Source organism: Ancylobacter pratisalsi (assembly GCF_010669125.1).
In the GTDB taxonomy this organism is placed as follows: Bacteria; Pseudomonadota; Alphaproteobacteria; order Rhizobiales; family Xanthobacteraceae; genus Ancylobacter; species Ancylobacter pratisalsi.
The window spans coordinates 555,209-580,053 of sequence record NZ_CP048630.1 but is presented as its reverse complement, the minus strand read 5'-3'; the positions used below and the strand labels follow the sequence as shown (position 1 = coordinate 580,053).

Below are 24,845 nucleotides of genomic sequence, written 5' to 3'. Positions count from 1 at the left end.
CTTCACCTGAAGGCTCGCGAGTCCTAAGTTGGCATGGGGCTCTGTTGAGATCAGGAGGTCATGATGACGCAAACTCCCGGAACGACGGCCGACGCCACAGCCAAGGCGGACGACCCGCGCGGCAGGATACTCGACGGCTTTCTGGCGCTGCTTTCCGAGCGCTCGTTCGAGCGCATCGGCCTTTCCGACGTGGCGACGCGCGCCGGGGTCTCGCTCGCCGAGCTGCGCGCGGCCTTCGGCTCGACCTTCGACATGCTTTCCACCTTCATTCGCGACGTTGACCGCAAGGTGCTCGCGGGCGTCGCGGCCGAGGGCGACGAGGCGATGGCCGATCAGCCAGCCCGCGACCGAGTGTTCGATGTGGTGATGCGCCGCCTGGATGTGCTCGCCCCGCACAAGGATGCCCTGCGCTCGCTGCTGAAATCCGTGCGCCGGAACCCGTTCTTCGCCCTCGCGCTCAACAAGCAGGCCGTGCGTTCGGCGCAGTGGATGCTGGCCGCGGCGAAGATCGACACCGCCGGCCTGAAGGGCGCGGCGCGCGCGCAGGGGCTGGCGCTGGTGCAGGCCCGCGTGCTGGAAACCTTCCTGCGCGACGAGGATCCCGGCCTTGCCAAGACCATGTCGGTGCTCGACCGCGAGCTTGCCAAGGGCGAGCGGGCGCTGGGGCTGCTGGGCAATCTCTGTGTCCTTGCGACCTGCGGCGGCCGGCGCGCGGAACGGGCGGCACCCTATGCGGGGCCGGCGCCGCAAGAACCCGCCGCGGCCTGAGCCTCCCGTAGCATGAGCTTGCCGCCGCCGGAACGCGGCGATACTGCGGGCAAGACGCCGGGCGACACGGAGTAGCCCGGCGCGACATTCAAGGTGAGGAGATGCCCGTGAGCCTGGCCCCGTTGGAGCAGATTTCGTTCGCCGATTTTCTGAAGATCGACATCAGGGTCGGTACGATCATTCAGGCCGAGCCGTTTCCCGAAGCGCGCAAGCCGGCGATCAAGCTGCTGATCGATTTCGGCCCGCATATCGGCTGCAAGAAGTCCTCGGCCCAGATCACGGTGCACTACGCACCGGAGGATCTTGTGGGGCGGCAGGTCGCGGCGGTGGTGAACTTCCCCTCGCGCCAGATCGGCCCGATCATGTCGGAAGTGCTCACGCTCGGCTTCCCAGACGAGGACGGCGCGGTGGTGCTGTTCAAGCCGGATACCGAGGTGCCCAACGGGGCGCGCCTGTTCTGAGTGGCTGGCACCCGCGACGAGGTAGAGCGCCATGCCATCGCTGGAACTGCTGCTCGCCTTTGCCGGCGCAAGCGTGATCTATGCCTACGTTCCCGGTCCCGCGATGCTTTACGCTTCCGCGCAGACCATCGCGCGCGGACGGCGGGCGGGGCTGATGGCGGCGCTCGGCATTCATCTGGGCGGCTACGCGCATGTGATCGCCGCAGCGCTCGGGCTTTCGGTTCTGTTCGAGGCGGTGCCGCTGCTCTATCTGGCGGTTAAGCTCTCCGGCGCGGTCTATCTGGTGTGGCTCGGCTTCGGCATGTTTCGCGGTTCGGGGGAGGCAGGTGCGCCCGGCGCGCCTGCCGGTGAGCGCTCGGCGCGGCGGGCCTTCATGCAGAGCATCGCGGTGGAGGTGCTCAATCCCAAGACGGCGATCTTCTTCCTCGCCTTCCTGCCCCAGTTCACCGATACCCGCGCGGCGTTTCCCCTCTGGCTGCAACTGCTTGTGCTGGGCACGGCGGTGAACCTGATATTCACCTCCGCCGACCTAGTCTGCGTGATGATGGCGGGGGCGATCACGCGCCGTCTGCGCGGTTCGGGCCTGTTGCGTCAGTGGGCGGGCCGTCTTGGCGGCAGCGTGCTGATCGGGCTCGGCGCGCGGCTCGCCCTTCAGCGCGGGTGAACAGGCTCACACCGGAATTCGCACCAGTGCCCGCAACCCGCCCATCGGGCTTTCGCCAAGGCTCACATCGCCGCCATGGGCACGGGCGGCGTCGCGAGCGATGGTGAGGCCGAGACCGGAGCCCCCGGCGTCCTGATTGCGCGCATCGTCGAGCCGCACGAACGGGCGGAACACGTCCTCGCGCCGCGCGGCGGGTATGCCGGGCCCGTCATCATCCACAATCACGGTCAGCCAGCGCTCGTCGCGCGTGCCGGTGATCTCGATCCGCTTGCCATGGCGCCGGGCGTTGCCGACGAGATTGGCCAGGCAGCGCCGGAACGCGTCGGGGCGGATCATCACCATCGGCTCGCCCTCGAACCGCGCGGTGACATCGGCACCCTGCCGCTCCGCATTATGGCGGGTGTCCTCGATGATGCGCGAGATGTCGGCAATGGCCGGCGCCTCGCCCGCCGTGTCGTCGCGGGCAAAGGCGAGATAGGCCTCCAGCATGCTCTGGAGTTCGTCCACATCCTTGCGCAGCCCTTCCGTATCCGGGCTGTCGCCGATCAGCGCCAGTTCCAGCTTGAAGCGGGTGAGGATGGTGCGCATGTCGTGGCTCACGCCGGCCAGCATCGTGGTGCGCTGCTCGATCTGGCGCTCGATCCGCCGCCGCATTTCCAGAAAGGCGAGCGCGGCACCGCGCACTTCCCGCGCGCCGCGCGGGCGAAAGCCGGTGACATCGCGTCCCTTGCCGAAGGCGATGGCCGCGTCCGCCAGCGCCTCGATCGGTTTGATCTGGTTGCGCAGGAACACGATGGCGACGCCGAGCAGCACCAGCGAGGTGCCCACCATCCACACCAGGAAAATGTGGGAATTCGACAGATAAGCCTGCGAGCGCCGGGCAAAGATGCGCATCACCATGTCATCGAACTGCACGCGCACTTCGATGAGGTTCGAGTTGCCCACCGTGTCGGTCCAGAACGGCCGCTTGAGCCGTTTGCCCAGCTCGCTGGTGAAGTGGGAATCGAGAATGGAGAAGAACGGCTTTGGTCCCGGCGGCGGCAGATGCTCGCCCGGCAGGAAATCGATGGTCAGTCCCATCGCGGATTGCGCGATCTGCTTGAGCTTGTCGCGGTCAGCCTGCGTGGGGAAGGTGACGGCGAGATCGGTGAGCGCGGTGATGTCCTGTGAGACAGCCGCGGAAAGGCGGCGCGTCACCGCATTGTAGTGCCGCTCCATGAACACGAAGGCCAGCACCGACTGCAGGATCACCATCGGCGTGACGATGATGATGAGCGAGCGTGCGTAAAGGCCCTTCGGCATCACGCGGTTGAACCAGGCGCCGAAGCGGGCGTTGTTCTCGCGCACGCGCGCCTGCGTCATCCGCAGCCGCTCGCGGGCGGCACCGATCAGATGGGCGTCGAGCAGGTTCAGTGGGGCCCGGTTCAAGGAGCGACGACCAGGCGATAGCCGACGCCCCGCACGGTCTGCACATAGGCTGGATTGGCGGGGTCTCGCTCGATCTTGCGGCGGAGCCGGTTGACCTGGACGTCCACCGCGCGATCTCCGGCGGCGACGCCGGGCGCGACCAGCGCCTGGCGGGGCACGGTGTCGCCGGGGCGGGCGCTGAGGACGCGCAGCATGTCGCGCTCGCGGTCGGTGAGGCGCACCGGCTCGCCCTCGCGCGTCAGCTCGCCGCGCTCCAGATGAAACATGAACGGCCCGAAGCGGACGTTTTCAATGACCTGGGTCGGGGGCGTGGCCGAGCGCTTGATGATGTTGCCGATGCGCAGCAACAGTTCGCGCGGCTCGAAGGGCTTGGCGAGATAGTCGTCCGCCCCGATCTCCAGTCCTTCGATACGATCGCCGGGCTCGGAGCGGGCGGTGAGCATGAGAATCGGCACGTCGGAATCGACGCGCACCGACCGTGCCAGCTCGAACCCGCTCTCGCCCGGCATCATCACGTCGAGGATGAGCAGGTCGAAGGTCAGGCCGGTCATGCGCGCGCGCGCGTCGCCCGCCGATTCCGCCGTCGTGACACGGTAGCCGTGTTCCGAGAGGAAGCGCGAGAGCAGGTCACGGATACGTCGGTCGTCGTCGACGATCATGAGATGGATGGCGTCGTCGGCGGGCATTTTCCGGCTGACTCTCACCGTTTCGGGACTGTTGGCCTCAAGCATCGCGTATTTCTTTCACCCGGCAGGACGAGTGCGGGGAGTGGACCTCGTCTCCGCCGCCTGATCGGCGCGGGCTATGAGCTTTTCGATCGCACCCCGATCTTCCGGGTCGATCATGGCGACAAGAAAGCGGCGGGCATGATCGCGCGATTCCGGGCCGCATTCGGCCAGCGCGCGGGCGATGCGCTGCGTCTGCAAGGCCACGAACTGCTGCGCCAGGCCCTCACCCTTGGGCGTGAGATAGAGCAGCCGCTGGCGCCGGTCGGACGAACCGGCGCGGCTGTCGACGAATCCCTGGTCGATGAGTTCGCGCAGCACGCGCCCGAGGCTCTGCTTGGTGATGCGCAGTATGTCGAGCAGGTCGGTGACGCGCATGCCGGGGTGCCGATTGACGAAATGCAGCACCCGGTGATGGGCGCGCCCGAAGCCGAAGCCCTGCAGAACCTCGTCGGGATCGCTCACGAAGTTACGGTAGGCAAAGAAGAACAGCTCGATGAGGTCGACCATCGGCCCGGCTTCCGGCGCCGTGGAGGGCCGGGCGGGAGCACCGGAATCGACCTTTGCCGGACGTGGCGGCAGCGAGACATTTATGTCAGCCATGTTGACTTTTTTCGTTATGATCGTTACCGAGATGTCCCGCTCCACGAAAGGATCGTTCGGCGAGGCCGTCGACCCGGTTCGGAGCGGGATGTAGACTGGCCGCCTACAAGGCGGTGAAAGATAACGGGACTTCGGCTGCGAGGCAAAACTTAGCGTTCTCGCAACACAGCCGAAGCCGCCATGCTGATGGACAAGAAGGCCGCGACGCCACCATGGGCGCCGGCGACCTGTTCGGGAGATAGAACCATGGCAAGCGAACCTTTCGACAAACGCACCGGCTGGATCTGGCTCGATGGCGCTTTCGTGCCATGGCAGGATGCCCAGGTTCACGTGCTGACACACGGTCTGCATTACGGCAGCTGCGTATTCGAGGGCGAGCGCGCCTATGGCGGTGAGATTTTCAAGCTCGACGCGCATACTGAACGCCTGAAGGAGAGCGCGCGGCTGCTCGACTTCGAGATTCCCTACAGCGTCGCCGAGATCAACGCCGCCTGCCGCGAACTGCTGGCGAAGCAGAACCTCGTTGATGCCTATCTGCGCCCGGTGGCCTGGCGCGGTTCCGACATGATGGGTGTCTCGGCGCAGAACAACCAGATCCACCTCGCCATCGCGGCGTGGGAATGGCCGAGCTATTTCGATCCGGCCGAACGGCTCAAGGGCATCCGCATCGGCATGGCCAAGTACCGCCGTCCGGACCCGATGACCGCGCCCTCGACCTCGAAGGCGGCGGGTCTCTACATGATCTGCACCATCTCCAAGCATGCCGCCGAACGCGAAGGCTATTCGGATGCGCTGATGCTGGACTGGCGCGGGCGCGTGGCCGAGTGCACCGGTGCCAACGTGTTCTTCGTCAAGGACGGCGTCATCCACACGCCGGAGGCCGACGCGTTCCTGAACGGCATCACCCGCCAGACGGTGATCGAGCTGGCCAAGCGCCATGGCATCGAGGTGCGCGAGCGCGCGATCATGCCGGAAGAGCTGGAGAGCTTCGACGAGTGCTTCATCACCGGCACCGCCGCCGAGGTGACGCCAGTGTCCGAGATCGCCGGCCGTCATTATCAGCCCGGCCCGGTCACCAAGACGCTGTTCGACAGCTACATGGCCGAAGTGCAGCCCAAGAAGGCGGCGGCATAAGGCTTCGACGGCACGTTCGAACGATCAGGAAAAGGCCGCCCGAAGGGGCGGCCTTTTTCATGGGACCCTCAACTCCACCGCCCCGCGGCGTCATCGTCGGAGTCCTTGGCCGCGATCCAGTCTTGCGCGTCCTCGCGCTCTTCCAGCTTCCAGAACGGCGCGCGGGTCTTCAGCCAGTCCATAAGGAACTCGGCGGCAGCGAAAGCGGCGCCCCGATGGGCGGAGGTGGTGACCACGAGCACAATGTTGTCGCCCGGCGTCATCCGCCCGAAGCGGTGAATCACGGTGGCGCCGCTGAGCGGCCAGCGCCCGCGCGCCTCGGTGACGATGCGGGTGATTTCCTCTTCCGCCATGCCGGGATAATGCTCCAGCGTCAGCGCGATGAGCGGCGCACCGCCCGGCGCGTCGTCGGCGCGGCACAGGCCGGCAAAGGTGACGACCGCGCCGACATCCGTGCGCCCGCGCGTAAGTGCGCTTGCCTCGGCGGAGGCGTCGAAATCCTCGGACTGGATGCGGACGGTGAACATGGGTCGGCCTCCCGCGTGTTCGCTACCCGCCTTCGGTTTCAGCCGCCGGTCATCGGCGGGAAGAAGGCGATCTCATTGACGCCGTCGATGGCGCTGTCAGGCTTGGCATGGCGGCGGTCGAGCGCGGCGCGCACGATACGAGGGTTCTCGAACGCGCGGGCGTAACCTTCGCCGCGTGCGGCCAGCCAGCCGGCGAGATCGGCGACAGTCCGGACCGTCGCCGGCGGTTCGACCGTCTCGGATTCAAGCCCGATGCGCTCCCGCACCCAGGCGAAATAAAGAATTTTCACGCATCGTCCTCGATGAGATGGCGCGCTCCGGCCCGGAAATAATCCCAGCCGGTGTAGAGGGTCAGCAGCGCGGCGATCCACAGCAGCACGATGCCAACCAGTGTGATGCCTGGGGCCAGCTTGTCACCGGCGGGGCCGGCGAGCAGCACGCCGACCGCGACGAGCTGGGCGGTGGTCTTCCACTTTGCCAGGCGCGTCACCGGCACGCTCACGCGCAGCTCGGCGAGGAATTCGCGCAGCCCCGACACCAGGATCTCGCGGCACAGGATGACGACCGCCGCCCACAGCGACCAGCCGCGGATGGTGCCGTCGGAGGCGAGCATCAGCAGCGAGGTGGATACCAGCAGCTTGTCGGCGATGGGGTCGAGCATGCGCCCGATGGCCGACTGCTGCGACCACACCCGCGCCAGATAGCCGTCGAAGAAGTCGGTAATCGCCGCGACGACGTAGATCGCCAGCGCGATCCAGCGAAGCCACATCCCGCCGGCCAGAATGTCCGCCCAGAACAGGCAGGCGGCCACCATCGGGACGGCAATGCACCGGCCGTAGGTGAGCAGGTTCGGCAGCGCAAGCGCGTGTCCGCGTTTCACCTTTCCAGGCTCCGTGATTGTCTCGTTGCTGGAGGTGACATCGACCATGCTGCCGGCTCCCGTTAGCTCGACGTAATGACGCGTGTGCCTAACGTCAATCTCACCACGTCATGCGTCTCGCCAATTCTGATCCGGCACCATGGACCCGCGCTGTGACCTTCCCATGGCGCACCGTCGCCCGCATGCTGCCTCAGCCCGGTTTCGTATGGAAGAAGTCATAGACCGCGCGCGCGGTCGCCGCGTTCACGCCCGCCACCTCTTCAAGGTCGGCGAGCGAGGCGCGTTCAATGGCCTTGAGCGTGCCGAAATGGTGCAGCAGCGCGCGTTTGCGTGTCGGTCCGACACCGGGAATTTCCTGCAGCCCGGCGCGGCTGATGTCCTTGGTGCGCCGCGCGCGGTGGGAGCCGATCGCGAAACGGTGAGCCTCGTCGCGCAGGCGCTGGACGAAATAGAGCACCGGGTCGCGCGGCTCCAGCCGGAAGGGCGCGCGCCCCTCCCTATAAAATGTCTCGCGGCCGGCGTCGCGGTCCGGTCCCTTTGCGACGCCCACCAGCGGCACGTCGGTGATTCCCAGTTCCGACAGCGTCTCGCTCGCCGCCTTGAGCTGACCGGGGCCGCCGTCGATGAGGACGAGATCGGGCCAGGCGGCGGCGGATGCCTCAACGACAGCCTCGTCGGCGTCGTCTTCCATGGCGTCGGCGGGGAGGGGCGGGGTGTTGGGATCTTCAGTGACCGGCGCCTCCGCTTCCGCCTGCGCCTTGGCCTTCGGAGATTCCCGCAGTAGCCGGGAGAACCGCCGCGTCAGCACTTCGCGCATCATGCCGTAGTCGTCGCCCGGGGCGAGATCCGCCGACTTGATGTTGAACTTGCGGTACTGGCTTTTGGCGAAACCTTCCGGGCCGGCGACGATCATGCCGCCAACGGCATTGGTGCCCATGATGTGGCTGTTGTCGTACACCTCGATGCGCCGGGGGGGCTCCTTGAGGTCGAAGCTTCGGGCAAGCTCGCCCAGCAGCCGTGCCTGGCTTGCGCTTTCGGCCAGCTTTCGGCCGAGCGCCTCGCGTGCATTCTGCAGGGCATGCTCCACCAGCTCGCGCTTCTCGCCCCGGCGCGGCACGGCGATCTCGACGCGGTGGCCGGCGCGGGTGGACAGCGCCTCCTCCAGCAATTCGCGCTCCTCGATGTCGTCGCTGAGCAGGATCAGGCGCGGGCAGGGCTTGTCTTCGTAAAACTGGGCGAGGAAGGACTCCAGAACCTCGGCGGAGGAGAGCGAACGATCCGCGCGCGGGTAGAGCGCGTGGTTGCCCCAGTTCTGGCCGGTGCGAAAGAAGAACACCTGCACGCAGGTTGCCCCGCCTTCCTGGTGAATGGCGAAGACGTCCGCCTCTTCCACCGAGCGCGGGTTGATGCCCTGCGTGCCCTGAACCGCGGAGAGGGCGGCCAAGCGGTCGCGCAGCACGGCGGCCCGCTCGAACTCCAGTTCGTCGGAGGCGAGCTCCATCTCGCGGGCCAGTTGCTCCTTCACCACCCGGCTCTTGCCGGACAGGAAATCGCGCGCCTCGCGGACATAGCCGGCATAGGCCTCATGGCTCACCTCGCCGGTGCACGGCCCGGAGCAGCGCTTGATCTGGAACAGCAGGCAGGGGCGGGTGCGGGCCTCGTAAAAGCTGTCGGAGCAGGACCGCACCAGGAAGGCCTTCTGCAGCGCGTTGATGGTGCGGTTGACCGCCCAGACCGAGGCGAAGGGCCCGTAGTAGTCGCCCGGCCGACTGCGCGCGCCGCGATGCTTGGTAATCTGCGGTGCGTCATGGTCGCGGGTGATGAGGATGTAGGGAAACGACTTGTCGTCGCGCAGCAGCACATTGAAGCGCGGCCGTAGCTGCTTGATGAGGTTGGCCTCAAGCAGCAGCGCCTCGGTTTCCGTTCCGGTGGAGACGAACTCCATTTCCGCCGTGGCCGCGACCATGCGCATGATCCGGGCGGTGAGGCCGGTCGGGCGGGTATAGGCGATGATGCGCTTGGCGATGCTCTTGGCCTTGCCGACATAGAGCACGGTTCCGTCCGGCCCGAGCATGCGGTAGACGCCGGGGCCTTTCGGGGCGTGCTTGATCGCGCGCAGGATCGCCGCGCGGCCCATGGCGAGCGAGCCGGGCGCGGGTTCACTGTCCTCGGCGTCGTCAACGAGCGCGCGGTCGTCTTCCGACGCGGCGACGGCTGCCTCCTCGGCGTCATCAGTGATATCGTTTTCCGGCTCGGGAAGGTCTCGGTTCGGTCCGTTCATGCTCTCTAGATACGGATTCCAATTACGTGGGAACAGGGGGTGGGCATCCTGATTAAAATTACTATGAAATTCGAAACAATATGCTAGATGTTCGGCCGGGGAGCTTGCCGAGGCAGAGGCAGGAAAAGGGGTGTGCGTGGTGGTATCGCTAAGAGCGGCGGGTGAGAGTCATCTGCCGTGGGCGTTCGGCATGGTCAGTCTGGTGGCGGACTGGCGTGTCGGCAAGAACCCCCTGAGTGAGATTCAGCTGCTTCCCTTGGTTGTCAGTCGTGGCGAAATCGCGTTTGACGTTGGCGCCAATCGTGGACTTTACAGCTACTGGCTGCTGCGGCTCGGTGCACAGGTTTTTGCCTTCGAGCCGAATCCCGCCATGGGCCGCGTCCTGGCAAGCCGTTTCGCCAAGGACCTGAAGTCCGGACGGATGAAGCTGTTCGAGTGCGTGGTCAGCGACGATAACGGCGTGGTCGAACTCCACATACCGGTCGGCTTTTCTCCGCTTGCCACGGTCGACGGCCGGGCGATCGCGGCCGATGTTCCGGTGGATAAACTGATGATCCGGGCCGTCCGTCTCGACAGCTTTGTCGAGGGCCCCGTCGATTTCATCAAGATCGACGTCGAGGGGCATGAACAGAAGGTTCTGGACGGCGCTGCCGGGTTGATCGCGAGCAGCCGGCCGACGCTGCTTGTGGAGGCCGAGGAGCGGCATCGCCCGGAAGCCGTGGCTTCGATGAGAGCCATGCTGGAGCCGCTTGGCTATGAGGGCTTCTTCGCGCTTGCCGATGGCCTGCACCCGATCGAGACCTTCGATCGCGCGCGCCATCAGAACATCGGAGCGTTGAACGCGGCGGGCACGGCCGCGCGTGAGCCGTTCGGCTACATCAACAACTTCCTCTTCATCGCACGCCCAAGCGTCAAGGAGCGCTTCCAGGGCTGGACCCCACGACGCCTATTGGGTTGACTGTCGCGCGCGCCTCTGCCGGAAGCCATGCGCGCGAGCCGGCTGCGCTCGGCGCGGTTTGGATCTATTGCTGACGATCCGCCCAAGCTGCGGTCTTGCCATGCTGCCGTGTGGCGCAGCGCCAACCCTGTGTTCAGTGCCAATTCCATGTCCAGTCTCGCTGCCCCGGCCCTAAGGCCCGCCTTTTCCCCGAGCGGCTATCTCTTCGGCGCGACCGGGGCGATCCTGTTCGCCTCCAAGGGCATCATCATCAAGATCGCCTACGGCATCGGGCTCGACCCGGAGACGCTGCTGGCGTTGCGCATGGTGTTCGCGCTGCCGTTCTATCTGGTGATCGGCGCGATCGCGGTGTTTCGGATGCGGGCCAACGGGGAGGCGATGCCGTCCCGCGGTGTCCTGCTGCGCTCGGCGCTGGTCGGCGCCCTCGGCTACTGGCTGGCGAGCTACTCGGACTTCCTCGGGCTGCAGTACATTTCCGCCTCCTTCGCGCGGCTCATTCTGTTCACCTATCCACTCTTTGTGGTGCTGCTGGGAGCTTTGCTGTTCCGCCAGCCGATCCGTGCGAGGGCGCTGCTCGCCTTCGCCGTTGCCTATTGCGGACTGGCGGTGATCTTCCTGCAGAACTTCGCCGCCACCGGAACCGACACGCTGCGCGGCGCCGGCTTCGTGGCGATGGCCGCGCTGAGTTTCGCCCTCTACCAGCTTCTCGCTGGCAGCCTGCTGCGCAGCATCGGTTCGGCTCTGTTCACCTGCATCGCGATGACATCGGCGTCGATCGTGTCCCTGGCGCAGTTTGCCCTGATGCGCCCGCTCGAAGGCCTGGTGGTGTCCGGCGACGTGCTGACGCTCGCGCTGATGATCGCGATCGGGGCGACCGTCCTGCCCACCTTTTTCATGAACGCGGCGCTCAAGCGGATACCGCCGGCGGCCAATGCCATGATCGGCACGGTCAGCCCCGTGGCGACCATGGGGCTTGCCTTCCTGTTTCTCGGCGAGAAGGTCACGATGATCGAGCTGGCCGGTTCCGTTCTGGTGATGCTGGGGATCGGCGGCTTTTCGATCGCGGATGCGCGCCGTCGTTAGCGGCACTCACGTCCTTGGGTTCAGGCTCCAGAGCGTTTCGAGCGAAGTAGGTTTCGGTTCGCGTGAAGAAAACGCGCCGAAACACATGCTTCAGTCAGTTTCCGTGTCCGCGGTGCGCCAGGCCAGATGCTGGCCGCCATCGACCGCGATCATCTGCCCGGTGACGCTGCGGGCGCGGGCGAGGAACACCACCGCGTCGGCGATCTCCCCCGGCGTGGGGCCGCTGCCGAGCGGCAGCGCCGCGCATTGACGCGCGAAGTCTTCACTATCCTGATGGACGCTCGCCAGCGTCGGCCCCGGGCCTACACCATTGACGCGGATGCGCGGGGCAAGCGCCTGGGCAAGCATGCGGGTGGCGGCCCACAGTCCGTTCTTGGCCAGACTATAAGAAAGGTAGCTGGGCGTCGGCTTGAGCACGCGCTGGTCGATGATGTTCACGATCGCGCCGTGCATCGGTGCCGGTAGAGCCCGGGCGAAGGCTTCGGAGAGGAAGACCGGCGCCCGCAGATTGGCGTCGAAATGCCGGTTCCACCGGTCAAGATCGAGGTCGCCGACCCCGTCCGGCTGAAACTCTGAGGCGTTGTTGACCAAGAGGCTGACCGGCCCGAGCTGCTCAATGGCGGCAGGCAGCAGGCCCGCGACCGCTCCGGCATCGGCAAGCTCCGCCGGCAAGGCGACAGCGCGCGCGCCGAGCGCCTCGACCTCCGCCCGCACGGCCTCGCCTGCGGGACCTGTGTGCCGCACATGCAATGCGATGTCATAGCCCGCCCGTGCAAGCTCCAGGCAGATCGCCCGGCCAATGCGCACGGCGCCGCCTGTTACCAGGGCAACGGGGCGCGTTTCGCATGGGTCGATCGGTCCGGTGGCAGGCATGGGCTCTGTTTCTCGATTGAAGGCACGGGGGAGCGATAGGCGCGCGCCATGCGTTTAGTCTGTCTGACCCTACGAGAAAACCATCGCTTCGGATCTTCAGCCATCGCCTCCTGCGCGCCGCCGCGTGGCCGGCTGCCCGGTTTCGCGAGTTGGGCGAACCTTTACCAAACGATAACCATAAGACGAAGTGTATATCCGCGCGTCTTACATAAGAGCTTGAGTGTGTCTTTTTATACTATCTCAGACAAAGAGTATTAATATCAGATTTGGCAATAAACGAAGCGTTAAGCATACCTTATTCTTACTAAATGCCATAAGATTCTGATCATACATTTATGGGAGTGTCAGCCATCCGAATTCGCGGGGCGGGCCCGGCGTGCCCGCATGACATTTTAGGAGAGCACCATGAATCGCAGCATTCTTGCGGGTCTGGGCCTTGCGGCCCTGATCTCCGCCCCGGCAGCAGCGGCCGACCTCGGCTATCCGGCTCCCGAACCCGTCGCCTATGCGGCGGCGATGCCCTTTACCTGGACCGGCTTCTACCTCGGCGCCAACGCCGGCTACGGCTGGGGCACGGCCGACTGGTCGCCGGACACGGACGGTTTCGTCGGCGGTATTCAGGCGGGCTACAACTGGCAGGGTTCTGGCCCGCTGGTGCTCGGCTTCGAGGCCGATCTGCAGTATTCGAACGTCGAGAGCTCGGTGTTCACGCTTGACTATTTCGGCACGCTGCGCGCCCGCGCCGGCTTCGCCGTCGATCAGTTCCTGATCTACGGCACCGGCGGTTTCGCCTATGGTGGCGGCACCTACGAGGTCGGCGGTCTTTCCGACGACAAGACTCACACCGGCTGGACGCTTGGCTTCGGTGGCGAGTATGCGGTGAGCAACAATGTCACGCTGCGGGCCGAGTATCTCTATCTCGACATGGGCTCGGAGACCTACAACACCATCAGCGGCCCGCTCGACGTCGGCCTGACCACGAACATGCTGCGCGCGGGTGTGAACTACAAGTTCTGATCCGCCGTACGCCTGAAACACCGTCAATGGCCGCGACATCCGGAATCGCCGGGTGTCGCGGCCATTCTGTTTTGGCGTCTGGATTTCGCCGGCCGGTTTCGGCGCCAAACTTCGAGGTGCACGCCCATTTTGTGCTGTTTTGGCAACAGGCTAAACGCATTCGCATGTCGATCATGGCGAAATTGTTGCGTTCAATCGCGATTTGACGCAGCGGAATTTACCGCCGAAGAGTCAGCATCCATGCCGGGTTTCGCCGCGTTTCGCGCCGAACGGGGCGCGGATCGCGGTGAGATGCAGACTGATTTCGCCGCAATCTGGCCCTCGACATGCCTATCTGGCCGCCTATCTCACCTCCGAGCTTGGCTGAATGCCAGTTTTGTTGTCGCTCGGAGAGTACCCTATGAATACGATCATCCGCTCGGGCATGGCCGCTGCTGCCCTCCTGGTCGCGGCCCCGGCTTTCGCCGCTGACTTGCCGCAGCCCTATCCGACCAAGGCCCCGGTGGTAGTCGCCGAGCCGGCCTTCACCTGGACGGGCTTCTATCTCGGTGCCAACGCCGGCTACGCCTGGGGTTCGGGCGAGGGCGGCGCTTCGACGTACGGCCTTGACCCCGATGGCTTCCTCGGTGGCGGCCAGATCGGCGTGAACTACCAGCTCGGCAACAATGTCGTGCTGGGCGCCGAGGCTGACTTCCAGGGCTCGGACATCAAGGACAACGCCTTCGGCTATGAGTCGAAGATGGACTATTTCGGCACCGTGCGCGCCCGCCTCGGCTACGCGTTCGACAACGTTCTGCCCTACGTCACCGGCGGTCTCGCCTGGGGCCACAACGAGGTCAAGAACGAGATCACTGGCCTGACCTCCGACAACACGGCTGTTGGCTGGACGGTCGGCGGCGGCGTCGAGTACGCCCTGACGAACAACTGGACCGTCAAGGCCGAGTACCTCTACATGGACCTCGGCGAGGACTACTACGACAGCATCGGCGTCAAGAGCGGCCTGACCGCGAGCGTCGTGCGCGCTGGCGTGAACTACAAGTTCTGATGCGCCGGCCCCAAGGGGCCGCCGATCGATCGGATCGCGAAGGCCCCGGGCGGAAACGTCCGGGGCCTTTCGTTTTTAAGCGGTCTCGGGTTTTGAGGGCAGGCCTCAGCCGGGCGGCCGCGTTGCCTCGAAAGCGGGCACGCGTGCGGCGAAGCTGTTCAGCCAGTCCAGGAGGGCGGGGTATTGCGCCCGCCACGCGCCCGCAAAGCGCAGGTCGAGATAGCCCAGCGCACAGGCGAGCGTGATTTCGCCGATATTGGCGGGGGCCGAGACACCGCCGGCCGCCGGCGGGGCCGCCTCGAACGCCTTCATCGCTCGTTCCACCTTGCCGGCCTGGCTCGCGACCCAGCTGGGGCTGCGGATTTCCTCGGGCCGGAAACGTGCCTCATAGACCTGAAGCAGTGCCGCATCCATCAGGCCATCGGCCAGGGCCTGCGCGGTCAGGGCCGAGAAGCGGGCTTCGCCGCTGGATGGAATGATGCAGCCGCCGCCGGCTTCGGCATCGAAGAACTCGACGATCACGCGGGAATCGAAAAGCGGGGCGGCGTCTGCGCGCAGCAGCACGGGAATCTTGCCCAGCGGGTTCTGCTCACGCACGGAATCGTTGGGATCCGTGGTGTCGGTAGGCTCGATATCGACCGGGACGCCACAGAGCGCCGCCGCGATTTTCGCCTTGCGACCGAAGGGGGAGGCGGGTGAGGAACGTAGCTTCATGACACGCTTCGCAAGCGATGGCAGGGCAGCTCTCTCAAGGCCTCGGCAAGATCGTGCCACTCTGCCTGCCGACGGCGGACTGCCGCAGCTTCGCGCGAGGCTTATCAGTCAGCCAGTTCGAGGTCGATGGCCTTGGGGCCCTTGCCGCGCTTGTCCGGCTCGACCTCAAAGCTCACCCGCTGGCCTTCCGTCAGCGTGCCAAGGCCCGACCGCGTTACGGCGGACACATGTACGAAAACATCCCGGCCACCGTCATCCGGACGGATGAAGCCATATCCCTTCTCGGTGTTGAAGAATTTGACGGTGCCCGTCATTGCCATTCGCCTGCTCTCCTCATCCCCGAATGGGTCAAACACCACTCGCCGGATTTCCTAGCTGGCGTTGATCAAGCAAGACCGATGCCGGACTGCGAGGCCAGGGGGAGGCGCGCTGTTCAGCGCTCGGGCGTAAGCCAGCCCACGCGCACGCGGCCGGCGCCGTCGGTGGCCAGCACTTTCGCCAGCGCGCCCAGCGCCAGTCGCAGCTCGTCCACCAGAGTGAAGGGCGGGTTGATGATGAGAAGGCCACAGCCCGAAAGCGCGTCCGCCTGTCGCACGGCGCGCAGGTCGAACTGGATGTTCAGCGTCTTGGGGATACGGGCACGCTCGATCTCACGGCGGAACGCATCAACGGCGCGCACGTCCTTGATCGGATACCAGACCGCATAAATGCCCGTGGCCCAGCGCCGATATGCCTCGATGAGAGCGTCGGCCATGCGCGCAAATTCGCGGGCGTCCTCGAAGGGCGGGTCGATCAGCACCACCCCGCGCCGTTCCTTGGGCGGCAGATAGGCATTGAGCGCCTGCCACCCGTCCACGGCCAGCACCTTGGCACGGGCATCCTTGCCGACCGCCTCGCTCAAGGCGTCCCGGACCGGCGGGACCGTTTCGCAGAACAGCAGGCGGTCCTGCGGGCGCGACAGTGCCTGCGCGAGGAGCGGCGAGCCGGGATAATATCGCAGTGGCTCGCCGTGGGCCGCGCCGTCACCCGCGCGGTTCACCGCCTGCACCGCATCGATCCAGGGCGCCAGTAGTTCCGTGACTTGCGGCGTGAACTGGGCCTGAAGAACGGCGCCGATGCCGCCGCGCCACTCCCCGGTGCGTTCCGCCTCATCGCCGGCGAGGTCGTAGAGGCCCGCCCCGGCGTGGATGTCGATGACGCGATAGGGCGCATCCTTGCGACCGAGATAGGCAAGGATGCGCGCGAGCGCGACGTGCTTGACGACATCGGCGAAATTGCCGGCATGGAAGGCGTGGCGGTAGTTCATCCGTGGCGTTCCGGCTGGTTCAGCCGCCTCGGGTCGGAGGCATGACAATGCGCGAGGCGCGGCAGGCGCGCCGGTCTACCTCCGCGCAGGGCGCGAAGTCCAGCCTGCGGTCGAGGCAGATCTTCACCTCGGTCAGCCGTCGCCCGTCGCAGTCCACCGCGATCATATTCGCGGCGAGCCCGGGATTGGCGGCACGAAACGCAGCCTCCACGTCGTCCGGCGAGACGGAGCGATAGGTATCAAGATGGCGGAACTGCGGGGGGATCGTCACCTCACCGAAGGCGCGACGAACGGTTCCGAAATAGGCGTTGGCATCGAGACCCGAGCATGTGCCGTGCTTGCGCCACTGGTGAAGCACCAGGCCACGGCTGGGCATAATGTCGAGCATGCCGCGCAGAACGGGTTCGGGAACGAAAGGCGCCGGCTTGCGGCAGAATTCGGGCCAGCCACGCTCATATTGCGGCCACAGGCCATGAACGACGAATGCGAAGGGGCGCGCCCGGTCGCACTGGCCGGGATCGGCCTGCGCGGCGGTTTCGCAATAGGTCGGCGACCAGGAAAGGGTCAGCACATAGTGGTCGAAGCGCCCCGGCTCGCCCGCAGGCCAGGCAGGGCTGGCAAGGACAGCCAGCAACGACAGCGACGCGGCGACGAGGCGCCACGTCGCGGTCAGAAGGCTCACGGAAGCGCCATGCGGCAGTTCGGTGCGTAGGTCCAGGAGCGGTCCAGCCCGTCGACGCACCATTCAACGCCCCAGGAGAAGCCCAGGAACCCGCCGTCCTCGATCAGCGAATAGAAGATCTTGTGACGCTCGCCATGCATGGCGACATTGCTGCCGACCTTGCCCCCGACATAGTGGCTGGTGGCGTCGGGTGTTTTTGCGGTCGTGGCGCCCGAGACGACAACGTCGGCCGTGCAGTAGCGGCGCGGCACGTTTTCCTCGCCCCAGGGACGGAAGGCGATCTGGTGGATGCGATCGAAGGAATCGATCGTGAGAGACGAGTTCCAGAACCGGGATTCGGTTTCGGCGAAGTGCTTCTGGATTCGCGAAAGCGCCGCGGGCGTGTCGCAGGCCGGCACGTTCCCGCTGTAGTCGGGGCCGGAGAGCCAGAAATTCTTCTCAAGGAAGCTGGCGGCGTGCCCCGTTCCGGCCGTGGCCGCGACCAGCGCCGCGCTTGCCAGCAGTCCCGTCGCCCAACGTGTCGCGGCGCCCAATTTCCGGCTCCGATCCCTGCCCATGACTGCCCTCTCTCAAACGTTGCCGGGACGATGCATCCCACCCCGCCACCGGTCAAGGACGGGGGAGCCACACACAGTGCAAAATCGGCGCGATGTGTTCAGTGCGTCGTCGTGCCGTCCATTGCCCCGCCATCCGCCGCCAGACGCAGTGATGCCGGGCGGGCCGAGACGCGACACGGCTCCTGGTCGAAGATCCAGCTCGATACGTTCTGGTTCATCCCGCACACCGCTGCGCGCGGGCCGGAGGGGCCGGCGATGCAGATGCGTTCGCCGAGATTGTAGTCCCGCCCACCGGCGCGACAGGTGCAGTCAGCCGCCGCGCTGCCACACGCGAGCAGCAGGAGGGCGGCGGCCACGCCGGCGTGGCTGAAGGGACGTGGGTAGGCCAGGCATGTGCGAGCGTAGAGCATTCGGACACCCGTGCATTGTGGCGCGCTGCGCCGTTCCTCCTAGATCAAGCGGAGCACATAGATCTTACGCGTTGTTTCCACGACTTCCCAAATACCGGTGAAACCGGGGCGGATGACGAAGCTGTCGCCGGTCTTCAGCGTCACCGGTTCCTTGCCGTCTTCATGAAGGATGGAGACGCCAGAGGTCAGCGTGCAGAACTCCCATTCCTCATAGTCCACCCGCCAGGCGCCGGGCGAGGATTCCCATATGCCGGCGAACAGCGTGCCATCCGGCAGCGTCTCGAAGTTCCAGGTGAGATGGCGCGGGTCGCCCGACACCACACGCTCGGGTAGTGGCACGGTCTCCTCGGGAGGGCCGAATGTCTCAAGGTCGAAGGTGAGCAGAAGGGACATGAGGGCCTCGACTGGGAAGGGGCGCGCCTGAACGCAAGCGTCGGTGAAAACGAAAAACGGCGCGGCCATCCTGTGCGATGAACCGCGCCGTCTCAAGCCGCTTCGTTGGCCCCCCGGCCGAAGCGGAAACCCTATTCGGCGGCCGCGGTGTGTGCGCCTTCAGGATATTCGGCCGGCAGGCTTTCGATCACTGCATATTTGGAACAAGCGAAAAGGACGCCCGCAACCATGACATAGGCGAGCGACACGCCGGGTGTGACCGCGAAGCCGACCATCTCGCCATGCATGAAGCCGAAGAAGGTGAGCACCGCGCCGGCCAGCGCGAAGGCGGAGGCGTGCTCGAACTTGCGTTCAATGACGAAGACGGCGATGGCACCAAGCACCAGCCCGACGAGAATCGCGCCGCCGCCCATCACCTCAAGCCCGTGATAGAGCACGCCGACCGCGCCAAGCTTTTCCATGCCGATTGCCGCCGCCGAGGTTCCGGCCATGCCCAGAGAATTGTCGATGAGCAGCTTCGCCCAGGCCGCCAGATGCGGTGTGAGCGCGAGCACGACCGCCGGCGCGTGGCGGCTCGGCGTGGTCTGGAAGGCCTGCGCGCCGATGAGCATGCCGATATAGAGCAGGATCGGCGAGATCGCCACGACCGGGATCAGCGCCAGCAGCAGCGCGATGATGCCGAACCACGACAGCACGATGACCATGAGCCCGGTGGCCGCGGAGTAGCCGATGCGCCCGCCCATCGATTTCCAGCCGGGGTGGCCGATATAGACCGCATTGATGAAGGGGTTGCCCATCAGGCAGCCGATCAGGCTGACCACGCCGTCAGCGGTGAGTACGCGAGTGGTGGGGTAATGATCGCCGGCCGCTTCCGCGCTCTCGACATTATCCATCGCCTCCACGAGATCGTAGATGCCGAAGGGAATGGCGGTGACGAGGATCACGCCGAGATACTTGAAGCCGTGGAAGACGTGGTCGAACGCGGGAAGCGGCACGGAGAAGCCAAAGCTGGAGAAAGCACCGCCGACCTTGTCCACGCTCATGCCGCCATAGTTCAGGCCGAACAGGTTCGAGCCCCAGGCGATGGCCATGCCCACCGCGATGGCGACGAGGCCGGCGGGGATGCCTTTCGGGTACTTCACCCCGCCGAACCAGCTCACCATGATGATGGCGAAACAGGTGAGACCGATGACCGGCGTCGTGAAGATCTCAAAGGCGGGGCGCATCGAGATGAAGGCGATCGACACACCCGCCAGCGTGCCGAGCAGGGCGGCGCGGGGCGTGATCCGGCGGATGTAAGGCGCGACGAAACCGCCGATCATCAGGATGAAGCTTTGGAAGAACACCCAGACCAGGCCGGCCTCCCAGCCCTGGATCGGATCGCCGGTCGCCGCACCGATCGGCAGCATGATCACGAAGGTAACAACGAACATGTGCGGCACGCTGATGCCCGAGGGCAGGGCGCACACATCATCGCGCCCGGTCTTCTTGGCGAGCTGATAGCCGAGCCAGGCATAGTAGGCGGTCGATAGGAACATCATCAGGCCGACGGCCGGCAGGATGCGGCCGAATACGATTTCCGATGGCATCTTCAGCACGAACTGAAGCAGGCCGGTCAGCACCAGCATGTTGACCAGGATGTTCGTGCCGAAGCCGAACAGGGCATTCCAGTCACCCCGGGTCCACAGCGTCGGACGCATGCCGATGCGGGAGGGCGAAATCGGTGTCATCTCGTTTGTGGACATGCAGCTCATCCCCTTGAAAAGAACGTGGTCGCGCAGGCGGCAGGCACGGCTCGCTTTTTCGGGGCGGCGGCGCGGATGGCGTCGCCTCCGGTCTCGCGGGATCTTGTCCTCAGGCGGCTCGGATCTTGTTGCCGAGCGCGGCGATGAGCGCTGAGGATGAAGACACCCAACCGAAGATTCCGCCCTGCGCCTTGATCATCTCCAGACCGACGCGGTGGAACTCGGGAAAGTAGGACGCGCAGCAATCGGCGAGGGCGACGCAGCGATAGCCGCGGTCATTGCCCTCCCGGATGGTGGTGTGGACGCACACCTCCGTCGTCACGCCGCAGACCAGAAGCGTTTCAATGCCTCTGTTCTTGAGCATCAGCTCGAGGTCGGTCTGGTAGAAGGCACCCTTGCCCGGCTTGTCGAGCACGGGTTCGCCCTCGGCCGGGTGGAGCTCGGCGATGATGTCGTGGCCGGCCTCGCCACGGATGAGGATGCGGCCCATCGGTCCCGCGCAGCCGATGCGGGTCGTCGGCTCGCCGCGCTCCACCTTGGCGGGCGGGGCATCCATCATATCGGGGCGATGGCCTTCGCGGGTGTGGATGACCAGCATGCCCGCGGCGCGGGCCGCGGCAAGCGCCGCCTTGCACGGGCCGACGGCGGCCTGAAGCAGCGAAACGTCGTTGCCAAGCGTCTCGCCGAACCCCCCGGGCTCCAGGAAGTCGCGCTGCATGTCGATGATGACGAGCGCGGTGCGATTCGGATCGAAGGCCAGCGGCGTCGGTTCGGCGGACAGGAGAGACTCGGGCATGGGCGGCTCCGGGGCGACTGATCGCGCTAATGCATACAATCATGCATGCATATGCCGTGCCATTGCTCATTTATTAGCCTAATATTATATAAATATAAGAAAAATAGTAGAAATTTGAAATGCGTCTCGATTGCGGGTGCTATTTATGGTGACGAAAAATTCAGCAAATGCTCATTCCAGGGGTGAAAATTGTCAGCGGCGGCGGAGTCGGGAGAGTGGGCTTCTCGCCACACGAGGAAGTCTTCGATACGCAATTTTTGAGTGTATTTTGTCTTTAATTTACAACTTATAGTTTTGTATTAGCGCTATTGCTTCCATTCATTGGGGGGTGACAATGCGCTACGCAGTTGGGTTCGTGTTGGTGTCCGTGCTCGCTCTAGCGGGCTGCCAGGGAAGGACGGGCATGTGGCTTCCGGATGCGAGTGCCGTGCCCTCGTCCTGGATTGAGGCGCGGGCGATCAAGCCGCCGCAACAAAATGTCCGGATCGGGTCGCTTTACTATGCCCGCGAGGAGCCGACGCGAGAGTTCAGCAAGCCTCTGGCGATCGAGCCGTTGTGCTTTACGTCGCTCGATATTCACGGCGTGCCTTTGCTCGACCCCATTGGTGTGCCGGACATTGACGTGACCAATAGTTTTTCCGGAAGCACTGGACTTTCAGGAATAAAGACACTGCTGGTCTCTGCCGGCCTCAAGGCGGATCTCACAAGCTACTACGATCTCAAGCTGGCCAATGTGACCAAGACGGGCATCACTCATAGCGATGCCCGGACCGTGTTCGACTCATTGCGTCGCCGCAAGGATTGCAAGGGGTGGTTCAGCAACGTGGACCGGCTGTTCGCCGTCTATCAGGTCGAGTCGGTCTACACGGGCGATCTTATGCTGAGCCGCAAGCGGGGTGCGGGTTTGGAGGGAGACGTCTCCATTAAACTCAGCAAGCTGCAACCCAAGCTGGAAGCCAAACTACGCGACGAGATAAGCGACAAGGCGAACGGCAAGGCGGTGGTGTTCGCTATCGTCCCGCTACCCCGCAACCTGCGGACGCAGTAACCGTGAGCGGCCGCGCCACTTTCCGACAAGCCGGGGACGGGCCACAGCTCGGAAGGTGACGCGTGCTGCCGGACCCTTCCCTCCGCCGCCGGGAGACCCCATATTCCCGCAATGGCCAAAGCAGCACGTCCCGGCGGATTCGCGGAGCGCTCCCAGCGCGCGTTCGAGCCCGCCCAATCCGCGACCCTTGATCCCGCGCTCGCCGAAAAGCTCGGCGTGGCGCCGACATCGGGTGCATCCGCCACCGTCGCCGCGCTGTCGGCGCTGATCGAGAGCGGTCGCGCCGAGGTCGACCAGCAGGTGTGGGTGCCGCATCGTCCGGCGCGGCCCGAAAAGTCCGAAGGCGGCGTCCGTTTCGAACTGAAGTCGGACTACACGCCCAATGGCGACCAGCCGAAGGCAATCGAGGAACTGGTCGAAGCCGCCAGCCAGGGCGAGCGCGACCAGGTGCTGCTCGGCGTCACCGGCTCGGGCAAGACCTTTACCATGGCGAACGTCATCCAGCGGCTGCAGCGCCCGGCGCTGGTGCTGGCCCCGAACAAGACGCTCGCCGCCCAGCTCTATGGCGAGTTCAAGAGCTTCTTCCCCGACAATGCGGTGGAGTATTTCGTCTCTTATTACGACTACTACCAGCCGGAAGCCTATGTGCCGCGCACCGATACCTTCATCGAGAAGGAATCGTCGATCAACGAGCAGATCGATCGCATGCGGCACTCCGCGACGCGTTCGCTGCTGGAGCGCGACGACGTCATCATCGTGGCGTCGGTGTCCTGTATCTACGGTATCGGGTCGGTCGAGACCTATGCCTCGATGACCTTCAAGGTCGAGGTTGGCGAGCGCATCGATCAGCGCCAGCTTCTCGCCGATCTCGTTGCCCTGCAGTACAAGCGCATTCAGGGCGACTTCGCGCGCGGCACGTTCCGCGTGCGCGGTGACGTGATCGAGATCTTCCCTGCCCATTACGAGGATCGGGCCTGGCGCGTCTCGCTGTTCGGCGATGAGGTCGAGAGCATCCAGGAATTTGACCCGCTGACCGGGCAGAAGTCCCAGGACCTGAAGTTCATCAAGCTCTACGCCAATTCGCACTATGTGACGCCGCGCCCGACCCTCATCCAGGCTACGCAGGGCATCAAGGCCGAGCTGAAGCACCGGCTCGACGAGCTCAACGCGATGGGCCGCTACCTCGAAGCCCAGCGGCTGGAGCAGCGCTGCACCTTCGACCTTGAGATGATGGAGGCGACGGGCAGCTGTGCCGGCATCGAGAACTATTCGCGCTGGCTCACCGGGCGCCAGCCGGGCGAGCCGCCGCCGACGCTTTTCGAGTATGTGCCCGACAATGCGCTGATTTTCTGCGACGAGAGCCATGTGACGATCCCGCAGATCGGCGCGATGTATCGCGGCGACTTCCGCCGCAAGGCGACGCTGGCGGAGTATGGCTTCCGCCTGCCGAGCTGCATGGACAACCGGCCGCTGCGCTTCGAGGAATGGGAGGCGATGCGCCCGCAGACGGTTCATGTCTCCGCGACGCCCGGCAAATGGGAGATGGAACGCACCGCCGGTGTGTTCGTCGAACAGGTGATCCGGCCTACCGGCCTTGTCGATCCCGAGATCGAGGTGCGCCCGGCGCGCACTCAGGTCGACGACCTGCTCGGTGAGGTCCGCGCCACCGCCGCGCAGGGCTATCGCACTCTGGTCACGGTGCTGACCAAGCGGATGGCCGAGGACCTGACGGAATATCTCCACGAGAATGGCATCCGCGTGCGCTACATGCACTCGGACATCGACACCATCGAGCGCATCGAGATCATCCGTGATCTGCGGTTGGGGGCCTTCGACGTACTGATTGGCATCAATCTGCTGCGCGAGGGGCTCGACATACCCGAATGCGGCCTTGTCGCCATTCTCGATGCCGACAAGGAAGGCTTCCTGCGCTCTGAAACCTCTCTCATCCAGACCATCGGCCGCGCCGCGCGCAATGTCGATGGCCGGGTGGTGCTCTACGCCGACAACATCACCGGCTCGATGGAACGGGCGATGGCGGAAACCGAGCGCCGCCGCGCCAAGCAGGTCGAGTGGAACACCGCGCACGGCATCACGCCGGAGAGTGTGAAGAAGGCGATCGGCGACATTCTCGAGAGCGTCTATGAACGCGACCACGTGACGGTGGATTCCGGTCTCGCCGAAGGGGCGGCGACCTATGGCAACAATCTCGGCACGGTGATCGCCGACCTCGAGAAGCGCATGCGCGCCGCCGCCGCCGATCTCGACTTCGAACAGGCTGCGCGGCTGCGCGACGAGGTCAAGCGGTTGCAGGCGACCGAACTCGCCATCTCCGATGATCCGATGACGCGCCAGGACAGCGTGGACGACCGAACGGGCGGCTATCGCGGCGAGCGCAAATACGGCCGCTCGGCCAACATGCCGGAGAAGAAGGGCAAGGCCGGGCGAGTGGGCCCGCGCTCCTCGCCGGGCCACGTCTCATCCGGCGCGTCCGCGCGGGCGGATGAGGCGCAGGCGGTCTACGACCCGAGTGGTTCCGGCTCTCGCCTTGTTCGGCCGTCGCTGGACGACATGGGGCCGGGGACCGATCGCGTGGAGCCGCTGGGACCGGAGGGCTGGACGCGCCCGGAACGACCGGACCCGATGACCAAGGGGCATCGCAAGGGCGGGCGCCGCAAGCGTTAGAGTGTTCTCGCGGATTGCTTCGGTGCGTGCTCTTTACGCGACCTGGAGACCCTTTTAGGGGC

Annotated in this window: 28 protein-coding genes; 11 read left to right on the top strand and 17 right to left on the bottom strand. The window is 65.3% G+C overall.

What is annotated here, in order from left to right; all coding sequences use genetic code 11:
• Window positions 1-63 precede the first annotated feature (63 nt).
• The 3 genes from G3A50_RS02875 (at window position 64) to G3A50_RS02865 (ending at window position 1,893) form a co-directional block, all read left to right on the top strand.
• Window positions 64-768 (top strand): TetR/AcrR family transcriptional regulator, encoded by a 705-nt coding sequence (locus tag G3A50_RS02875; protein WP_163077239.1) that lies wholly within the window; start codon window positions 64-66, stop codon window positions 766-768.
• Between the two features lie 107 nt (window positions 769-875).
• Window positions 876-1,229, top strand: a complete 354-nt coding sequence (locus tag G3A50_RS02870; protein WP_163073851.1) for a tRNA-binding protein — start codon at window positions 876-878, stop codon at window positions 1,227-1,229.
• A 31-nt stretch (window positions 1,230-1,260) separates the two neighbouring features.
• Window positions 1,261-1,893 (top strand): LysE family translocator, encoded by a 633-nt coding sequence (locus G3A50_RS02865; RefSeq protein ID WP_163073850.1) that lies wholly within the window; start codon window positions 1,261-1,263, stop codon window positions 1,891-1,893.
• 6 nt (window positions 1,894-1,899) lie between these two features.
• On the opposite strand, the gene G3A50_RS02860 is transcribed toward G3A50_RS02865, so the two are convergent.
• From G3A50_RS02860 to G3A50_RS02850, 3 genes are all read right to left on the bottom strand, one after another.
• On the bottom strand, window positions 1,900-3,255 hold the full coding sequence (locus G3A50_RS02860) for an ATP-binding protein (RefSeq protein WP_163077237.1): 1,356 nt from the start codon (window positions 3,253-3,255) through the stop codon (window positions 1,900-1,902).
• A gap of 62 nt (window positions 3,256-3,317) precedes the next feature.
• Complete coding sequence (locus G3A50_RS02855; protein WP_163073849.1) at window positions 3,318-4,052, bottom strand: response regulator; 735 nt, start codon at window positions 4,050-4,052, stop codon at window positions 3,318-3,320.
• Window positions 4,053-4,064: 12 nt separating this feature from the next.
• Complete coding sequence (locus tag G3A50_RS02850) at window positions 4,065-4,649, bottom strand: MarR family winged helix-turn-helix transcriptional regulator (RefSeq protein WP_163073848.1); 585 nt, start codon at window positions 4,647-4,649, stop codon at window positions 4,065-4,067.
• A gap of 246 nt (window positions 4,650-4,895) precedes the next feature.
• Here G3A50_RS02850 and G3A50_RS02845 point away from each other — a divergent pair, with 246 nt between their 5' ends.
• Window positions 4,896-5,783 carry a branched-chain amino acid aminotransferase gene (locus G3A50_RS02845; RefSeq protein ID WP_163073847.1) on the top strand — a complete coding sequence of 296 codons (888 nt, stop codon included), beginning with the start codon at window positions 4,896-4,898 and terminating at the stop codon, window positions 5,781-5,783.
• A gap of 68 nt (window positions 5,784-5,851) precedes the next feature.
• On the opposite strand, the gene G3A50_RS02840 is transcribed toward G3A50_RS02845, so the two are convergent.
• From G3A50_RS02840 to uvrC, 4 genes are all read right to left on the bottom strand, one after another.
• Complete coding sequence (locus G3A50_RS02840) at window positions 5,852-6,310, bottom strand: molybdenum cofactor biosynthesis protein MoaE (protein WP_163073846.1); 459 nt, start codon at window positions 6,308-6,310, stop codon at window positions 5,852-5,854.
• Window positions 6,311-6,348: 38 nt separating this feature from the next.
• Window positions 6,349-6,600: a molybdopterin converting factor subunit 1 gene (gene moaD / locus G3A50_RS02835; protein ID WP_163073845.1), complete on the bottom strand. Its 252-nt coding sequence runs from the start codon at window positions 6,598-6,600 to the stop codon at window positions 6,349-6,351.
• Window positions 6,597-7,190 (bottom strand): CDP-diacylglycerol--glycerol-3-phosphate 3-phosphatidyltransferase, encoded by a 594-nt coding sequence (gene pgsA / locus G3A50_RS02830; protein WP_210255269.1) that lies wholly within the window; start codon window positions 7,188-7,190, stop codon window positions 6,597-6,599. Before pgsA ends, moaD begins: the two co-directional genes overlap by 4 nt.
• 190 nt (window positions 7,191-7,380) lie before the next feature.
• Window positions 7,381-9,471 carry an excinuclease ABC subunit UvrC gene (gene uvrC, locus G3A50_RS02825; RefSeq protein ID WP_163073844.1) on the bottom strand — a complete coding sequence of 697 codons (2,091 nt, stop codon included), beginning with the start codon at window positions 9,469-9,471 and terminating at the stop codon, window positions 7,381-7,383.
• 139 nt (window positions 9,472-9,610) lie between these two features.
• Between uvrC and G3A50_RS02820 the strand changes: the two genes are divergently transcribed.
• Both G3A50_RS02820 and G3A50_RS02815 read left to right on the top strand, forming a co-directional pair.
• On the top strand, window positions 9,611-10,429 hold the full coding sequence (locus G3A50_RS02820) for an FkbM family methyltransferase (protein ID WP_246252083.1): 819 nt from the start codon (window positions 9,611-9,613) through the stop codon (window positions 10,427-10,429).
• 147 nt (window positions 10,430-10,576) lie between these two features.
• Complete coding sequence (locus G3A50_RS02815; protein ID WP_163073843.1) at window positions 10,577-11,512, top strand: DMT family transporter; 936 nt, start codon at window positions 10,577-10,579, stop codon at window positions 11,510-11,512.
• A 90-nt stretch (window positions 11,513-11,602) separates the two neighbouring features.
• Here the strand turns inward: G3A50_RS02815 and G3A50_RS02810 are convergent, their stop codons facing one another.
• Window positions 11,603-12,385 carry an SDR family oxidoreductase gene (locus G3A50_RS02810; RefSeq protein ID WP_163073842.1) on the bottom strand — a complete coding sequence of 261 codons (783 nt, stop codon included), beginning with the start codon at window positions 12,383-12,385 and terminating at the stop codon, window positions 11,603-11,605.
• A 405-nt stretch (window positions 12,386-12,790) separates the two neighbouring features.
• Between G3A50_RS02810 and G3A50_RS02805 the strand changes: the two genes are divergently transcribed.
• The 3 genes from G3A50_RS02805 (at window position 12,791) to G3A50_RS02795 (ending at window position 14,447) form a co-directional block, all read left to right on the top strand.
• The gene (locus tag G3A50_RS02805) at window positions 12,791-13,402 is read left to right on the top strand and encodes an outer membrane protein (RefSeq protein ID WP_163073841.1); all 612 of its coding nucleotides are present in this window, start codon (window positions 12,791-12,793) and stop codon (window positions 13,400-13,402) included.
• 26 nt (window positions 13,403-13,428) lie between these two features.
• Window positions 13,429-13,608, top strand: a complete 180-nt coding sequence (locus G3A50_RS02800; RefSeq protein WP_163073840.1) for a hypothetical protein — start codon at window positions 13,429-13,431, stop codon at window positions 13,606-13,608.
• A 194-nt stretch (window positions 13,609-13,802) separates the two neighbouring features.
• Window positions 13,803-14,447, top strand: a complete 645-nt coding sequence (locus tag G3A50_RS02795; protein WP_163073839.1) for an outer membrane protein — start codon at window positions 13,803-13,805, stop codon at window positions 14,445-14,447.
• Window positions 14,448-14,552: 105 nt separating this feature from the next.
• On the opposite strand, the gene G3A50_RS02790 is transcribed toward G3A50_RS02795, so the two are convergent.
• The 9 genes from G3A50_RS02790 to G3A50_RS02750 form a co-directional block, all read right to left on the bottom strand.
• Complete coding sequence (locus G3A50_RS02790) at window positions 14,553-15,161, bottom strand: glutathione S-transferase family protein (protein WP_163073838.1); 609 nt, start codon at window positions 15,159-15,161, stop codon at window positions 14,553-14,555.
• A 104-nt stretch (window positions 15,162-15,265) separates the two neighbouring features.
• On the bottom strand, window positions 15,266-15,481 hold the full coding sequence (locus tag G3A50_RS02785) for a cold-shock protein (protein ID WP_163073837.1): 216 nt from the start codon (window positions 15,479-15,481) through the stop codon (window positions 15,266-15,268).
• A gap of 113 nt (window positions 15,482-15,594) precedes the next feature.
• Window positions 15,595-16,467 (bottom strand): 23S rRNA (adenine(2030)-N(6))-methyltransferase RlmJ, encoded by an 873-nt coding sequence (locus G3A50_RS02780; protein ID WP_163073836.1) that lies wholly within the window; start codon window positions 16,465-16,467, stop codon window positions 15,595-15,597.
• A 19-nt stretch (window positions 16,468-16,486) separates the two neighbouring features.
• Entirely contained in the window at window positions 16,487-17,149 is a 663-nt protein-coding gene (locus G3A50_RS02775) for a ribonuclease T2 family protein (protein WP_246252081.1), read from the bottom strand.
• Entirely contained in the window at window positions 17,146-17,682 is a 537-nt protein-coding gene (locus G3A50_RS02770) for a hypothetical protein (protein ID WP_210255207.1), read from the bottom strand. Before G3A50_RS02770 ends, G3A50_RS02775 begins: the two co-directional genes overlap by 4 nt.
• A 122-nt stretch (window positions 17,683-17,804) precedes the next feature.
• Complete coding sequence (locus G3A50_RS02765; RefSeq protein ID WP_163073833.1) at window positions 17,805-18,116, bottom strand: hypothetical protein; 312 nt, start codon at window positions 18,114-18,116, stop codon at window positions 17,805-17,807.
• Between the two features lie 39 nt (window positions 18,117-18,155).
• Window positions 18,156-18,509: a cupin domain-containing protein gene (locus G3A50_RS02760; RefSeq protein WP_163073832.1), complete on the bottom strand. Its 354-nt coding sequence runs from the start codon at window positions 18,507-18,509 to the stop codon at window positions 18,156-18,158.
• A gap of 131 nt (window positions 18,510-18,640) precedes the next feature.
• Entirely contained in the window at window positions 18,641-20,254 is a 1,614-nt protein-coding gene (locus G3A50_RS02755) for a regulator (RefSeq protein ID WP_163073831.1), read from the bottom strand.
• Window positions 20,255-20,363: 109 nt separating this feature from the next.
• Window positions 20,364-21,050 (bottom strand): cysteine hydrolase family protein, encoded by a 687-nt coding sequence (locus G3A50_RS02750; protein WP_163073830.1) that lies wholly within the window; start codon window positions 21,048-21,050, stop codon window positions 20,364-20,366.
• A 403-nt stretch (window positions 21,051-21,453) separates the two neighbouring features.
• Here G3A50_RS02750 and G3A50_RS02745 point away from each other — a divergent pair, with 403 nt between their 5' ends.
• Both G3A50_RS02745 and uvrB read left to right on the top strand, forming a co-directional pair.
• Entirely contained in the window at window positions 21,454-22,098 is a 645-nt protein-coding gene (locus G3A50_RS02745; RefSeq protein WP_163073829.1) for a hypothetical protein, read from the top strand.
• Window positions 22,099-22,209: 111 nt separating this feature from the next.
• Window positions 22,210-24,783, top strand: coding sequence for an excinuclease ABC subunit UvrB (gene uvrB / locus G3A50_RS02740; RefSeq protein ID WP_163073828.1), 2,574 nt, complete (start codon window positions 22,210-22,212; stop codon window positions 24,781-24,783).
• The last annotated feature ends 62 nt before the right edge of the window (window positions 24,784-24,845 follow it).

Coding starts and splice junctions, on each gene's coding strand:
- G3A50_RS02780 (WP_163073836.1), bottom strand. CDS start 16,467: ATGAACTACCGCCACGCCTTCCATGCCGGCAATTTCGCCGATGTCGTC.
- G3A50_RS02745 (WP_163073829.1), top strand. CDS start 21,454: ATGTGGCTTCCGGATGCGAGTGCCGTGCCCTCGTCCTGGATTGAGGCG.
- G3A50_RS02765 (WP_163073833.1), bottom strand. CDS start 18,116: ATGCTCTACGCTCGCACATGCCTGGCCTACCCACGTCCCTTCAGCCAC.
- G3A50_RS02840 (WP_163073846.1), bottom strand. CDS start 6,310: ATGTTCACCGTCCGCATCCAGTCCGAGGATTTCGACGCCTCCGCCGAG.
- G3A50_RS02785 (WP_163073837.1), bottom strand. CDS start 15,481: ATGGCAATGACGGGCACCGTCAAATTCTTCAACACCGAGAAGGGATAT.
- uvrC (WP_163073844.1), bottom strand. CDS start 9,471: ATGAACGGACCGAACCGAGACCTTCCCGAGCCGGAAAACGATATCACT.
- G3A50_RS02875 (WP_163077239.1), top strand. CDS start 64: ATGACGCAAACTCCCGGAACGACGGCCGACGCCACAGCCAAGGCGGAC.
- G3A50_RS02805 (WP_163073841.1), top strand. CDS start 12,791: ATGAATCGCAGCATTCTTGCGGGTCTGGGCCTTGCGGCCCTGATCTCC.
- G3A50_RS02860 (WP_163077237.1), bottom strand. CDS start 3,255: ATGACGCAGGCGCGCGTGCGCGAGAACAACGCCCGCTTCGGCGCCTGG.
- G3A50_RS02760 (WP_163073832.1), bottom strand. CDS start 18,509: ATGTCCCTTCTGCTCACCTTCGACCTTGAGACATTCGGCCCTCCCGAG.
- G3A50_RS02865 (WP_163073850.1), top strand. CDS start 1,261: ATGCCATCGCTGGAACTGCTGCTCGCCTTTGCCGGCGCAAGCGTGATC.
- G3A50_RS02790 (WP_163073838.1), bottom strand. CDS start 15,161: ATGAAGCTACGTTCCTCACCCGCCTCCCCCTTCGGTCGCAAGGCGAAA.
- G3A50_RS02755 (WP_163073831.1), bottom strand. CDS start 20,254: ATGTCCACAAACGAGATGACACCGATTTCGCCCTCCCGCATCGGCATG.
- G3A50_RS02750 (WP_163073830.1), bottom strand. CDS start 21,050: ATGCCCGAGTCTCTCCTGTCCGCCGAACCGACGCCGCTGGCCTTCGAT.
- uvrB (WP_163073828.1), top strand. CDS start 22,210: ATGGCCAAAGCAGCACGTCCCGGCGGATTCGCGGAGCGCTCCCAGCGC.
- G3A50_RS02845 (WP_163073847.1), top strand. CDS start 4,896: ATGGCAAGCGAACCTTTCGACAAACGCACCGGCTGGATCTGGCTCGAT.
- G3A50_RS02800 (WP_163073840.1), top strand. CDS start 13,429: ATGGCCGCGACATCCGGAATCGCCGGGTGTCGCGGCCATTCTGTTTTG.
- G3A50_RS02810 (WP_163073842.1), bottom strand. CDS start 12,385: ATGCCTGCCACCGGACCGATCGACCCATGCGAAACGCGCCCCGTTGCC.
- G3A50_RS02795 (WP_163073839.1), top strand. CDS start 13,803: ATGAATACGATCATCCGCTCGGGCATGGCCGCTGCTGCCCTCCTGGTC.
- G3A50_RS02850 (WP_163073848.1), bottom strand. CDS start 4,649: ATGGCTGACATAAATGTCTCGCTGCCGCCACGTCCGGCAAAGGTCGAT.
- G3A50_RS02855 (WP_163073849.1), bottom strand. CDS start 4,052: ATGCTTGAGGCCAACAGTCCCGAAACGGTGAGAGTCAGCCGGAAAATG.
- G3A50_RS02815 (WP_163073843.1), top strand. CDS start 10,577: ATGTCCAGTCTCGCTGCCCCGGCCCTAAGGCCCGCCTTTTCCCCGAGC.